13 protein-coding genes are annotated in these 13,151 nt (G+C 66.4%); 5 read left to right on the top strand and 8 right to left on the bottom strand.

Annotated elements, in window-relative coordinates; all coding sequences use genetic code 11:
- Positions 1 to 74: 74 nt before the first annotated feature.
- Positions 75 to 1,823 carry an SLC13 family permease gene (locus FHR04_RS06820; protein WP_139401898.1) on the bottom strand — a complete coding sequence of 583 codons (1,749 nt, stop codon included), beginning with the start codon at positions 1,821 to 1,823 and terminating at the stop codon, positions 75 to 77.
- A 252-nt stretch (positions 1,824 to 2,075) separates the two neighbouring features.
- Here FHR04_RS06820 and FHR04_RS06815 point away from each other — a divergent pair, with 252 nt between their 5' ends.
- Together FHR04_RS06815 and leuB are read left to right on the top strand one after the other, a co-directional pair.
- The gene (locus FHR04_RS06815; RefSeq protein WP_139401896.1) at positions 2,076 to 2,702 is read left to right on the top strand and encodes a 3-isopropylmalate dehydratase small subunit; all 627 of its coding nucleotides are present in this window, start codon (positions 2,076 to 2,078) and stop codon (positions 2,700 to 2,702) included.
- Complete coding sequence (gene leuB, locus FHR04_RS06810; protein WP_139401894.1) at positions 2,695 to 3,747, top strand: 3-isopropylmalate dehydrogenase; 1,053 nt, start codon at positions 2,695 to 2,697, stop codon at positions 3,745 to 3,747. Before FHR04_RS06815 ends, leuB begins: the two co-directional genes overlap by 8 nt.
- A gap of 68 nt (positions 3,748 to 3,815) precedes the next feature.
- Here the strand turns inward: leuB and FHR04_RS20925 are convergent, their stop codons facing one another.
- Positions 3,816 to 3,986, bottom strand: coding sequence for a hypothetical protein (locus FHR04_RS20925; protein WP_170213877.1), 171 nt, complete (start codon positions 3,984 to 3,986; stop codon positions 3,816 to 3,818).
- An 87-nt stretch (positions 3,987 to 4,073) separates the two neighbouring features.
- Between FHR04_RS20925 and upp the strand changes: the two genes are divergently transcribed.
- From upp to FHR04_RS06795, 3 genes are all read left to right on the top strand, one after another.
- A complete protein-coding gene (gene upp / locus FHR04_RS06805) occupies positions 4,074 to 4,697 on the top strand; it encodes a uracil phosphoribosyltransferase (protein ID WP_039682749.1) in 624 nt (207 codons plus the stop codon).
- Positions 4,698 to 4,758: 61 nt separating this feature from the next.
- Positions 4,759 to 5,907, top strand: coding sequence for an MraY family glycosyltransferase (locus tag FHR04_RS06800; RefSeq protein ID WP_139401892.1), 1,149 nt, complete (start codon positions 4,759 to 4,761; stop codon positions 5,905 to 5,907).
- A gap of 162 nt (positions 5,908 to 6,069) precedes the next feature.
- A complete protein-coding gene (locus tag FHR04_RS06795) occupies positions 6,070 to 6,894 on the top strand; it encodes a nitroreductase family protein (protein WP_139401890.1) in 825 nt (274 codons plus the stop codon).
- Here the strand turns inward: FHR04_RS06795 and FHR04_RS06790 are convergent.
- From FHR04_RS06790 to FHR04_RS06765, 6 genes are all read right to left on the bottom strand, one after another.
- The gene (locus FHR04_RS06790; protein ID WP_375782553.1) at positions 6,879 to 7,106 is read right to left on the bottom strand and encodes a helix-turn-helix transcriptional regulator; all 228 of its coding nucleotides are present in this window, start codon (positions 7,104 to 7,106) and stop codon (positions 6,879 to 6,881) included. The two genes, FHR04_RS06795 and FHR04_RS06790, sit on opposite strands and share 16 nt — an antisense overlap.
- Before the next feature lie 2 nt (positions 7,107 to 7,108).
- Complete coding sequence (locus FHR04_RS06785; RefSeq protein WP_139401888.1) at positions 7,109 to 7,621, bottom strand: hypothetical protein; 513 nt, start codon at positions 7,619 to 7,621, stop codon at positions 7,109 to 7,111.
- A 96-nt stretch (positions 7,622 to 7,717) separates the two neighbouring features.
- On the bottom strand, positions 7,718 to 8,926 hold the full coding sequence (locus FHR04_RS06780; RefSeq protein ID WP_139401887.1) for a thiolase family protein: 1,209 nt from the start codon (positions 8,924 to 8,926) through the stop codon (positions 7,718 to 7,720).
- Between the two features lie 3 nt (positions 8,927 to 8,929).
- Positions 8,930 to 9,475: a hypothetical protein gene (locus FHR04_RS06775; RefSeq protein WP_139401885.1), complete on the bottom strand. Its 546-nt coding sequence runs from the start codon at positions 9,473 to 9,475 to the stop codon at positions 8,930 to 8,932.
- Entirely contained in the window at positions 9,472 to 10,641 is a 1,170-nt protein-coding gene (locus tag FHR04_RS06770) for an alpha/beta hydrolase family protein (protein ID WP_139401883.1), read from the bottom strand. Before FHR04_RS06770 ends, FHR04_RS06775 begins: the two co-directional genes overlap by 4 nt.
- A 67-nt stretch (positions 10,642 to 10,708) precedes the next feature.
- Complete coding sequence (locus tag FHR04_RS06765; protein WP_139401882.1) at positions 10,709 to 13,084, bottom strand: 3-hydroxyacyl-CoA dehydrogenase/enoyl-CoA hydratase family protein; 2,376 nt, start codon at positions 13,082 to 13,084, stop codon at positions 10,709 to 10,711.
- Between the last annotated feature and the right edge of the window lie 67 nt (positions 13,085 to 13,151).

Genomic DNA, 13,151 nt, shown 5'->3' with positions numbered 1-13,151 from the left:
GACACGTCGGCCACCTCCTCACCCTCCTCCCTGTGGGGAGGGTCTGTCGTTACGGCGCGACTCCGAACCCTGGCTCAGAACGGCCACACGCGCGGAATGATCAGCAGCGACACCGCGAAGGTCACCAGCGTCAGGCCCGAGCCGACGCGCACGAAGTCCAGAAAGGTGTAGCGTCCGGGGCCGTAGACCAGCATGCACGACGGCTCCAGCGGCGTGATGAACGAGTTGCTGGCCGCCATCGTGATGCCGATGATGAAGGGGCGCGGATCGTAGCCCAGCGTCTTGGCGGTGCCGATGGCGAGGGGCAGCATCACCAGCGCCGCCGCCTGGTTGCTCATGGGCTGGGTCAGGGCCACCGTGACCAGAAAGAGCGCGGCCAGCAGACCGTACGGCCCCAGCGGCTCCAGCACGCCCGACAGCGCCCCGGTCAGCACCTGCGCCGCGCCCGTCGCCTCGAAGGCCGTGCCGAAGGCCAGCATGGCCGCGATCAGCACGATGATCGGCCACTCCACCGCGCCGTAGGCTTCCTCGGGCGAGATCAGGCGGAAGATCAGGCTCAGGGCGACGGCCACCACCACTGCCACGGCCAGCGGCACCACGCCGAGGGCGCCCAGCCCCACCGCCCCCACGAACAGGGCCACCGCCAGCGGCGCGCGGCGCGGGTCACGCACCCGCTCGGTCAGGTCCCCCATCACGGCCAGATACTCGCCCAGCGAGTCGATGCGGGCGGCGTCGCCCTGAATCAGCAGCAGGTCGCCCACCGCCAGCCGCACGCCGCCCAGCCGCTCGAAATGCTGGGCGCGGCGGTGCAGCGCCAGCACTGACACGCCGTAGCGTTCACGGAAGCGGCCCTCCTTGAGCGTGCGGCCCAGCAGCGGCGAGCCGGGCAGCACGACGGCCTCGATCAGCCGCACGTCGCCGTCCTGACCCGGCACGGCGCGCAGCTTCTGCTCGGACTTGCTGACCACGCCCAGCGTGCTTTTGCCGGCCAGGATGCGCTCGGTCTGGCCCTCCACCGCCAGCGTGTCGCCGGGCAGAACGACGAACTCTGGCCCCGGCGCGTAGAAGGTCTGGTTGTCCCGGCGCACGGCCACCACCGTCAGGCCGTAGTCGCGGCCCAGGCCGCTGTCCCGCAACGACTTGCCCTCCAGCGGACTGCCGGGGGCCACCGTCAGATCGGCCAGGTAGGCACGCAGCGAATCCTCCAGCGCGGGTTCACGGTCTGGCAGCAGGCGGGGGGCCACGAAGAACAGGTACAGCAGCCCCACCACCGCCACCGGCAGGCCCACCCAGGCCAGCTCGAAAAAGCCCAGCGGCCGCTGTCCGGTGGTGGGCAGCGCCCCCGAGACCACCAGGTTGGTGGTGGTGCCGATCAGCGTGACCGTGCCGCCCAGAATGCTGGCAAAGGCCAGCGGCATCAGCGAGCGGCCCGCCCCGATGCCCGCCCGTTTGGACAGCCCCGCCACCACCGGCAGAAAGACGGCGGTGGTGGCCGTGTTGCTGGTAAACGCGCTGATGCCGGCCACCGTGCCCAGCAGTCCGCGCAGCATGGCCGGGGCGTTGCGGGCGCGGCGGGCCAGTGACGTGCCGATCCACTCGATCACCCCGGCGCGCAGCAGCACCCGCGTCAGGATGAACAGCGAGGCCAGGGTCAGCACCGTGTCGCTGCCGAAGCCCGCGAAGGCCTGTTTGGGCGTCAGCAGCCCGGTCAGCAGCAGCGCCGAGAGCAATCCCAGCGCGGTGACGTCCACCGGCAGCCACTCGGTGGCGAACAGCACCAGCGCGGCCACGAACAGCGCCAGAATGAGGAATACGGGATCCATGGGTTCACCTGTCGGCAAGGGGAGAGGGGAGGGAGAAGGGCGGCGCCGTTCGCGCTTGCCAGAGTGTGCGCGAGGCCGCCACCGGGGGGATGAGACGGTCTAGAACAGTTCTCCGGTTTTGGGGTCACCGCTCCCCTATTCCAGCCCACTCCTCTGGGCAACCGGCCCGCGCAAGCTGGCACGGGCGAGGCGGCGCTGATACTGTGACCGGACACCGGTTGCCCGTTCCCGCCCCCCGTTCAAGGAGTCCCGATGCCCACCGTTCACGTTTTCGCCCGAGACCACATCAACACCGACGAGATCATTCCCGCCCGCCACCTGACCACCGACGTGGAATCGGAACTGGCGAAGTTTGCGATGGAGGATTACGACAAGACCTTCGTGAAACGGGTGCAGCCCGGCGATCTCGTGGTGGCCGGGGCCGACTTCGGCTGTGGCAGCAGCCGCGAGCACGCGGTGTGGGCGCTGCGCGGCGCGGGCGTGGGCGCGGTGATCGCCCCCAACTTCGCGCGCATCTACTACCGCAACTCGATCAACAACGGCTTTCTGGCCCTGGAATGCGACGGCATCGTGGAAGCTTTCGAGGACGGCGACAACGCCGATCTGGACTTGCAGGCCGGCACGGTCACCAACACGCGCACCGGCCAATCCCTGACCTTTGTGCCGGTGCCGCAGTTCGCGCTGGACGTGCAGAAGGCGGGCGGCTGGCTGGAGTACATGAAGGAGCACGACGCCGCCGATCTGGAGGCCGAAACCCTGAAGGCCCGCAGCACGGAAGCCGGTCACGGCCACCCCGGTCACGATTCCACCGAAATCGACTCCACCGCAACTGACTCCACCCCAATCGACTCAGCCCCACAGGAGAACACCCATGCCTAAGATCATCACGTTGCCCGGCGACGGGATTGGCCCCGAAGTCACCGCCGCCGCCGTGGAAGTGCTGCGCGAGGTGGCCCCGGATCTGACCTTCGAGGAGCACGCCATTGGCGGAGCGGCCTACGACGCCCACGGCGATCCCTTCCCCCAGCGCACCCGCGACGCGCTTGAGCACGCCGACGCCGTGCTGCTGGGCACCGTGGGCGGCGCGCAGAACAGCCCCTGGAACAGCCTGCCGCGCCCCATGCGCCCTGAGAGCGGGCTGCTGGCCCTCCGCAAGGCGCTGGGCTGCTACGCCAACCTGCGCCCGGTGCGCGTGCAGCCGGGGCTGGAACACCTGTCGCCCCTCAAGCCCGAACTGGCGCGCGGCGTGGATATCCTGATCGTGCGCGAGCTGCTGGGCGGGGTGTACTTCGACGGTGACCGGAAAATCGACGGCGACACCGCCTACAACACCATGCGTTACACCACCCCCGAAGTCGAGCGCGTGGCGAAGATGGCCTTCTGGGCCGCCGAGCAGCGCAAGGGCCGCGTGACCAGCGTGGACAAGGCCAACGTGCTGGAGGTCAGCGAGTTGTGGCGGCGCGACGTGCAGGCGCTGCGTGACCGCGAGTACCGCAGCATCCACCTGAACCACGAGTACGTGGACAGCGTCGCCATGCTGATCGTCTCCGATCCCAGCCGCTACGACGTGATCGTCACCGAGAACCTGTTCGGCGACATCCTCTCGGATCTGGCCGCCGTGATTCCCGGCAGCCTGGGCCTGATGCCGAGTGCCAGCCTGGGCGACGGCGCGGGCCTGTTCGAGCCGATCCACGGCAGCGCCCCGGACATTGCCGGCAAGGGGATCGCCAACCCCGCCGCCGCCATCATGAGCGCCGCCATGCTGCTGCGGCACGGCCTGGGGCGCAGCGACGCCGCCAACGCGATCGAGCGCGCCGTGGCCCTGGCCCTGCGCGAGGAACCCACCCGCGATCTGGGCGGCCAGGCCGACACGAAGACGTTTACGAACGCCGTGCTGGAGGCGATGGGCACGCCCGTCGGCTGAACCGAGAAAGTTTGAGAAAGCGAGATTGCGGGGACAGGAGGCGGGCGGCTTCCTGCCCCGCGCCTCGTTCACCGCTTCTGTTCCAGTTCCTTGACCCGGGCCTCCAACTCCTGGACTTGCCGGGCACTCTCCCCGCCCCAGGCCACGCGGATGACCCGGACGATCAGCAAGATCCAGGCCAGCAGTACGGCCAGGACCAGGACGATCATGATCAGTTCCATCGGGCTGAGGTTGGGCATACCCCAGCCTATAGAAAAGCCGCGCCGTTCCCATGTCGATTTGCGCGTTCTTCTGGCCCGGTGCCCTGCAGGCGATATGCTCCCCCCATGGTCACTGTCGTCTCCCACCCGCTGATCCAACACAAGCTCTCGCTGATGCGCGACACCCAGACCGGGGTCAAGGAGTTCCGCGAACTGGCCGCCGAACTCAGCATGCTGCTGGCCTACGAGGCCATGCGCGACCTGGAACTGGCCCCGCACACCGTGAGTACGCCGCTGGAAACCGGTGAATTCCCCATGCTCAGCGGCAAGAAGCTGGCGCTGGTGGCAATCCTGCGCGCCGGGCTGATCATGACCGACGCCATCGTGGCGCTGGTGCCGGCGGCCAAGGTAGGCCATCTGGGCATGTACCGCGATCCGCAGACCATGAAGCCGGTGGCGTACTACAACAAACTGCCCGCCGACATCGCCGAGCGCCGCGTCTTCCTGACCGATCCCATGCTGGCGACGGGCGGCAGTGCCAGCGCCGCCATCGCCAGCCTGAAAGAGGCCGGGGCGCAGTCCATCAAGCTGATGTGCATTCTCTCGGCCCCGGAAGGCATCGCCGTGATTGAGCGCGAACACCCGGACGTGGAGATCGTGACCGCCGCCATCGATTCGCACCTGAATGACCACGGTTACATCGTGCCGGGCCTGGGCGACGCGGGAGACCGAATCTACGGCACCAAATGAGCGCCCTGCACCCTTCGGCTGACCTTTCGCCGCGCCGCAGCCTTTAGACTCCGGTCAGCTTATGGATTCACTTTCTGCCCTCGCCCAGCATCTGGGCATCGCCGACCTGTTTGGGCGTGGCTTTCTCAGCGTCGTCGTCACTTTCCTGACCGCCGGGGTATTTACCTGGCTGTTCATTCCGCGCCTGCGCGAGTTCGCCGTGCAGGTGGGCTGGGCCGATCAGCCCAACGCGCGGCGCCTGAACACCGAGCCGCTGCCCAACGCGGGGGGGCTGGCGATCTTCGCGGGCTTCATCGTCAGCGTGATCGTGGCCTGGGCGCTGCGCCCCATCGTCGTGGAGATCGTCAACATTCAGGTGCTCGCCATTCTGCTGGGCGCGTCGCTGCTGGTGCTGGTGGGCTTTATCGATGACCAGTATGGGTTGTCTCCGCTGTCGCGCCTGCTGGTGCAGGTGCTGGCCGCCGTGCTGCTGATCGTCAACGGCCTGCGGATCGACTTCAACGCCATTCCCTTCCTGCCGATCCTCCCCGACGCCATCAACGCGCCCCTGAGCATCTTCCTGACCATTCTGTGGATCGTGGGCCTGACCAACGCGGTCAACCTGATGGACGGCGTGGACGGTGTGGTGGGCGGCGTGGGTTTTGTGGTCAGCACGGTGCTGCTGGCGACGGCGGCGCAGTTTCCAGACCGGGCCGCCGCTGTGGTTTTGCTGGCGGGGTTGTCGGGGGCGGCGCTGGGCTACCTGCGGCACAACTTCAACCCCAGCCGCATCATCATGGGCGACGCCGGGGCGTACCTGTTCGGCTACACGCTGGCCGCCGTGAGCCTGCTGGGCACGCTGAAATTCAGCGCCGGGGCCAGCCTGATCGTGCCGCTGATCGTGCTGGCGCTGCCGGTGCTGGACACCACGCAGGTGGTGATCGGGCGGCTGGCGCGCGGCATCCGCAACCCGCTGGGGCACCCGGACAAGACCCACATCCACCACCGCGTGCTGGCCCGCACCGCCAGCGCGCGGCGCACTGCCGTGATCCTGTGGACGGTGGCGCTGGCCTGCGGCATGCTGGGCATGGCCTTTCAGGGCGTGACGTGGCCGGTGATCGTGGCGACAGGCGTGCTGATCGCCGTGTGCCTGTGGTTCGTGGCCCACCGCCGGGTGCGCGCCCAGAAGATCGAGACCGGACGACAGGCGTCGGCCCCGAAAGATGCCTGATTCGGCCCCTGGGCTGACAGGTGGGCACCCTCCAGAACTCTGCGCTGGAGGCTGCCCTTCTTTCTGACGCTCCTGTCGGCCAGCGGATGTCCGGTGGCTGTTCTCTGCAGGGTGTGACGCCGGCTGTTCTTTGCCCTACCTTGCCCCGCTATGCTGCCCGGCATGTCCGCACCGCTGCCCACCCGCACCCAGAGCGCCGAACAGGTCATGGCCTTCTACGATGCCCACCGCACCACCCGCAGGTACGTGACGGCCCAGGACGGCTCCCCGCTGCCCCTGCCCGCAGACCATCTGGAAGCCATCCTGCACGCCGCCCAGCGTGCGCCCACCGACGCCACCGCTCAGCTGTATTCGCTGGTGCGGCTGGTGAATCCTGCTGTGCGGGCTGAGGTGGCGGCCCTGACCACCAACGCGCACATCGCCACCGCGTCCGAGGCCTTCGTGGTGTGCGCCGACGTGCGGCGCGTGGAGCGGGTGCTGGAGGTCAGGGGGCAGACGCCGGGGCACTGGCCGGCCATCGCCGTGCATTTCGGCATCGGGGACGCGGTGATGGCCGGAACCAACCTGCTGACCGCCGCCGAGATGCTGGGCTACCAGGGCTGCTGGATCGGCGGCGTGATGAATGGATTGGAGGGCATCATCGATCTGCTGGCGCTGCCGCCCGGTGTGCTGCCCTTCGCCGCGCTGACCATCGGAAAGTCTGCCGAGGACACGCCGTACCGCCCGCGCGTGCCGCGCCCGCTGGTGATTCACACCGACACCTATCACCCCGGCACGGACGAGGAAATCCGCGCCGCCGTGGAGGTCATGAACCCCATCGCGGCGCGGGGGGACCAGCCCGGCGACTGGGCCAGATTGTTGCGCTCCTACTTCGCCGTGGGCGGCAGCATGGAGGGCCGCGAACCCCGGCTGGTGGCGGCCCTCCAGCGGCAGGGCCTATGGGCGGGGGAGGGGGAAGCCGCGCCGCCCCTTCAGTCTGTCACGTAAGCGAACACCCGCTCGATGGGCTGGCCCAGCACCAGCGCAATCTTGAAGGCCAGTTCCAGCGACGGCGAATACTTGCCGCCCTCGACGGCGTTGATGGTCTGCCGGGTCACCCCCGCTGCCGTGGCGAGGGCCTGCTGCGTCATCTCGCCCCGCTCGAAGCGCAGGCGGCGGATGTGGTTGACCACCTGACCCTGGGACTGGGGTGCGGCCACGCTCAGAAGCCGCGCCTATGGCCGTGGGCCTGTACACCGAAGCGCACCGTCTCCGCCGTCACGAAAGCCGTGAAGCCCAGCAGCAGCAGCGCGGTGGGCGAGAACATCACGTTAGAGGGCAATCCCAGCAGGGGCTGACCCGACAGCACGAAGGGCAACAACGTGTAGAAGCCCACGCCCGCCACCACGACGACGCTGACGTATGCGGCGCGGGTGGCGCGGGCATCGATAACCCGGTCACGTTCATCGGCCGGTTCCTGGGCGGCGCGTTGGCCGGTCAGCCAGAAGGCGGCCTGTCCCAGCCCAACCAGCAGACCCTGCAAGATCACCATGGGCAGCAGCAGCGTGTGCAAGGCGATGATGCCCTCCAGCGCCTCATCCGGCTTCAGCGCGGCCAGCCCACGCCACGCGAAGACGAAGAACGGCACGTACAGCACCAGCGTCGTCGTCAGGTTGATCCACGCCAGCTTCTCGCGGTACGAGCGGGGGGCCGTCTCCTCGCGCAGGGTCATCATGGGAAGAGTGTACGCTTGATCAGACACCATGTCAAATAAACCCGACACGCCACGGCTGAAAAAAGGCGGCCCGGAAGCCGCCCGTCTCAAGAGGGATCAGTCGGCAGCCTGGGCCGTTTCTTCCGCCGGGTACACTTCCAGCACGCCCGCCGCGCCCATGCCTCCGCCGATGCACATGGTGATCAGCGCCTTGCCGCCGCCGCGCCGTCCGAGTTCGTAGATGGCCGTCGTCGCCAGCTTCGCGCCGCTGCACCCGAGGGGATGGCCCAGCGCAATCGCGCCGCCGTTGACGTTGGTGATCTCCTCGTTCAGGCCCAGTTCACGAATGACCGCGAGGCTCTGGGCGGCAAAGGCCTCGTTCAGCTCGATCAGGTCAATGTCGGTCAGGGTCAGGCCCACCTGTTCCAGCACCTTGGGGATGGCCTTGACCGGGCCGATGCCCATCAGTTCGGGATCGACGCCCGCCACCGCGAAGCCCAGGAACTTGGCCAGTGGCTTGAGGCCCAGTTCCTGCGCCTTGTCCCCGCTCATGATCAGCACGGCGGCGGCGCCGTCGCTGAAGGGGCTGGCGTTGGCCGCCGTCACGCTGCCGGTGGTCTTGAAGGCGGGGCGTACCTTCGCCATGTCCTCCAGATTGGCGTCCCGGCGAATCAGCTCATCCTTGTCGAACTGCACCGTTTCGGTCTTGATTTTCGTGCCCTTGACGGTGTCCTTCTCCACCGGCACCGGCACGATCTCGGCGTCGAAGCGTCCGGCGTCCTGGGCGGCGGCGGCGCGCTGGTGGCTGCGCAGGGCGAAGGCGTCCTGATCGGCGCGGCTCACGCCGTACTTGTCGGCCACGTTCTCGGCGGTCATGCCCATGCCGATGTACGAGCCGGGGCGGGTGTCCACCAGATCGGGGTTGGGGCTGGGGTTGTGGCCGCTCATGGGCAACATGCTCATGCTCTCCACGCCGCCGGCCAGCATGATCTCGGCCTGTCCGGTCTGGATGGCCGCCGCCGCCATCGCGATGGTCTGGAGGCCGCTGGAGCAGAAGCGATTGACGGTCACGCCGCCCACGCTGTCGGGCATACCGGCGCGCAGCGCGGCCAGGCGGGCCACGTTCAGGCCCTGCTCGGCCTCGGGAATGGCGCAGCCCAGGTACACGTCCTCCACCAGGGCGGGGTCAATGCCGGCGCGCTTGACGGCCTCGTTCATGACCAGGGCGGCCAGATCGTCGGGGCGGGTGTTGGCGAGGGTGCCTTTGATGCCGCGTCCCACGGGGGTACGAACGGCGGATACGATAACGGCGTCTTTTAGATTCATGACTTACTCCTTGAATGGGTTAGAGGCTAGGGGTTTTTCTATTTCCAGTGCCAGTGCTGCGATTCTCGGAAATAGATTATTTTGGTAGATATATTCGAGATCTTGAAAGCAGATACCGGATAAAGCGACAATTCCTTTAGAAAAATCAGCTAGATCGGCAAGTTGGATAGTCTTGTTGGATTGAGTAATCAAATCAGCCTCACCAATGCCATATACATCTTTGTAAGTCGCCATAAGATCATCCGCCGAAAAAATATGTACGGAGCTATAAGCTGATCCCCAGTGTAAAAAATTCCCTAAACGATTTGGCTCTCGCTCATATATGAAGTTCAACGTCCAGCAAAAAACTTTATCCTCTGCATTCTTCAGTTCAATACCAGAAGAAGCATAGATCTGGCCCTCAGAAAAAGAGCCTGTCCAGGATGTCTCACATTCCACCAAAATTAAACTTTTTGACAGTAATACATCAGATTGAGCCAGTTCACTAAGTTCAAACTTTTCTCGCAGTTTGTCTAGTGCTTCAGCTACACAATGCTCTTCAGGTGTCATACCCCCACCCCCGGCAAAACCCTCCCGATAAACGCCTCCAACTCTGCGTCATATTTGGCAGGGTCAATGTTCCAACAGCGAATATGCTTGGCCCCCTCGACGCGGTGGTATTCCACCAGATCGGGGCGCAACCTGGCGAGGGCGTCGGACTGGCGGATGGGAATGGTGGCGTCGCGGGTGCCGTGCCACAGCAGGATGGGCACACGGAAACCGGGGGCGGCGGCCAGTTGATCCACCACGTCGAAATCCTGCCCGCTGCGCCGCGTGACGAGGTACTGCACGAAGTTGCCGATGTGCCGCGCCATGAAGCCGGGAATGCCGTAGCGCTGCCCGTTGCTGCGGATGGTGTCGCGCCAGTCCAGCGCCGGGCAGTCCAGCGCCACGCCCGTCACCGGAATCGGGTACGGCTGGTGCCGGGGCCGCAGCACGCTCAGGGCCACGTTGCCGCCCATCGAGAAGCCGTAGAGCATGGCCCGTCCGTACCCGGCGGCCTTCGCCCAGTCCAGCGCGGCGATCACGTCCTCGGCCTCGCTGTCGCCCAGGCTCAGGTAGCCCTTGCCCACACGCGGCGCACCGTGCGCGTTGCGGAAGGTGACGAACAGCGAGGCCACCCCTGAACGCCGCAGCGCCGGCAGCATCCGCAGCGCCTGCGCCCGCTGCCCGCCGTGCCCGTGAATCACGATGGCGATGGCGTCCCTTTCACCAGAGACAGCGGGAATGTGCCACGCGGGCATGTTCCCCACCTCTGTGTGAACGGAGGTGGCCTCGTAGTCGATGCCCAGTTGCCCCGGCGTGCCGTTGTAGACGAAGGTGGAGACCCAGGCCAGCGAACCGTTTGGTAAGACTCCGCGTTCTTCCAGAATGTCGCGCCGTACCAGCGTTCCGGCCAGCTTGGGCGGCCCCAGGACGGCGTGCCCCTTGTTGGGCAGCAGAGGCACAATACCCACCACTCCGCGAGACAGTGTCTCCGGCGAGGCAGGCAGATACACCGAGTTGCCGCGCCGCCCCACCGGAACGAACTCGCCCTTGACCCGCCGCGTCTTGGAACGCAGGGTGATCTCTGCGCCCAGGAATGCACCCGACAGGACGGCCACCGCGTAGGAAAAGGCAGCCCAGCCCAGCGCCCGGCGGCGGTTGATCTGACGGATTCGGGTGAGGATCGACACGGGACATTCTCCTGCGGGTGGATGGGGGGCTGATTATCCCTCACCGTGACAGCGAGGGACGGGAAACTCAGTTCCGCAGCGGCTTCCCAGTCTTCAGCATGTGGTCGATCCGCTGCTGCGTGCCCTTCTTGCCCAGCAGGGTCAGGAAGGCTTCGCGTTCCAGATCAAGCAGGTGCTGCTCGCTGACCTTGGCGGTGCGGTTGTTGCCGGTGCCGCCGCTCAGCACCCGGCCCAGTTCCTTGCTGACCACCAAGTCGTAATCGGTGATGTAGCCGCCCTGGTGCATCCCGTACAGCGCACTCTTCAGCGCGGCGATGGCGGCGTCGCCCATCACGGGGATGTCCTGGCGGGGCGTGGGCTGCACGTAGCCGGGGGCCAGCGCCAGCACCTGCCGCTTGGCTTCCATGATGATGTGGTTCCTGTTCATGGCAACCGTGTCGGTGTCGCGCAGGAAGCCCAGGTTGCGGGCCTCTAACGCACTCGTGGAGGTCTTGGCAGTGCCGATCAGCTCGAAGGCGCGCTGCACGGCGGGCAGCAGCGTGATGCCCACCTGCTGGCTGGGGTGCAGCTGATCGGTGAAGCGCAGCAGCATTTCCTTGGTGCCGCCGCCGCCGGGGATCAGGCCCACGCCGACTTCCACCAGCCCCATGTAAAGCTCGGCGCTGGCAACCACATGATCGGCGTGCAGCGTGAATTCCGCGCCGCCGCCCAGGGTCAGGCCGAAGGGGGCCGCCACAGTGGGGTGCGGGGAGAAGCGCAGGGACGTGGTGACCTGCTGGAACTGCTTGATGGAGTCGTCCAGCTCGTCCCACTCGTCGGCCTGCGCCTGCGACAGGATCAGGGGCAGGTTGGCCCCGGCGCTGAAATTCTCGCCCTGATTGCCCAGCACCAGCCCGGCGTAGCCCATCTCCTGCACCAGTTTGTGGCCGTCCTGCACGGCGCGCAGCTGATCCTCGCCCAGCGCGTTCATCTTGGCGTGCCATTCCACCAGCAGCACGCCGTCGCCCAGATCGACGACGCTGGCCCCGCCACGCTTCTTGACCACCCTGGAGGCGTCGTTCTTCAGATCGGTCAGGATGAAATACGGCGCTTCGTACTTGGTGGGCTGGCCCTCCGGCGTCACGGTTTCGTCGCCCCCCTGCTCATTAACAGAGTAGAACTTCTCGCGCCCGCTGTCCATCATGGCCTGGAGCAGGGGCGGCAGCGTGCGGCCCTCGGCTTCCAGGTTGGCGATGACGGTCTGCACGCCCAGGGTGTCCATCGTCTCGAACGGCCCCTGCTCCCAGCCGAAGCCCCATTTCAGGGCGTTGTCGATGTCCTGAAGGCGGCCCGACACGTTCCCGGCCATCTTGGCGGCGTACCAGAAGCCGTCGTTCATCACGCCGCGCAGGAAGTCGCCCTCCTTGCCTGAAGCGGTGTACAGCGTTTTCACCCGTTCGGCCAGCGGCTTGCCCTTCACCGCTTCCACGGCGGCCACCTTCACCTTGCCCTGATCCTCGTACTCCATCGTGTCGAGGTTGAGGTTCAGGATCTTGGTCTTGCCCTTCTCGTCTTTCGTCTTCTTGTAAAAGCCGCTGCCGGTCTTGTCGCCCAGCCACTTCTTGTCTTCCACCAGGGTGCGGAAGGCGTCGGTCAGGCTGAAATCCTCGTCGTCGGGCGTCACCTTGCCGATGTCGTTGGCGACGTGGTAGATGATGTCCAGGCCCGACAGGTCAGCGGTGCGGAAGGTGGCGGAGTTGGCGCGGCCCAGCACCGGCCCGGTCAGCTGATCCACCTGCGCGGGGGTCAGCCCGGCCTCCTGCATGTGCTGCATGGCGCGGATGATGCCGTACACGCCAATCCGGTTGGCGACGAAGCCCGGCACGTCGTTGGCGATAACTACGCCCTTGCCCAGCGTGGTTTCGGCAAACTCGCTGAAGGCGTCCACGACTTTGGGATCGGTCTTGGGGGTGGGAATCACTTCCAGCAGGTGCAGGTAGCGCGGCGGGTTGAAGAAATGGGCGCCCACGAAACGGCGCTGGAAGTCCTCGCCCCGGCCCTCAATTTGCAGGTGCATCGGAATGCCCGAGGAGTTGCTGGAGATGATCGCCGTCTTCTTCGCCACCTTCTCCACGCGCTCCCACAGGCTGCGTTTGGCGTCGAGCTTCTCGATGATGGCTTCCAGCACCCAGTCGGCGTCCTTGAGCTTGGGCAGATCGTCTTCCAGGTTGCCGGGAGTAATCAGGGCGGCGCGCGACTTGTCCATAAAGGCGGCGGGACGGGCCTTGAGCGCCCGCTGGATGCCCTGCTTCGCCAGGAAATTACGATCTGGGTTGTCCGGTAGCACGATGTCGAGGAGCATCACGGGAATGCCCGCGTTGGCGAGTTGCGCGGCGATGGCAGCGCCCATCACACCTGCGCCGATCACGGCAGCCTTCTGAATACGGTACGGCTGAATCTTCATGGAACCTCCTGGAGAGACGGCGAATAAATTTAGACTCGGTTCAAAGTTTAGTGCAGAAAGAGGGCCG

The organism is Deinococcus radiopugnans ATCC 19172 (genome assembly GCF_006335125.1).
Taxonomy (GTDB): Bacteria; Deinococcota; Deinococci; order Deinococcales; family Deinococcaceae; genus Deinococcus; species Deinococcus radiopugnans.
The sequence above is the reverse complement of the archived record's forward strand: the minus strand, read 5'-3'. Positions and strand labels throughout refer to the sequence as shown.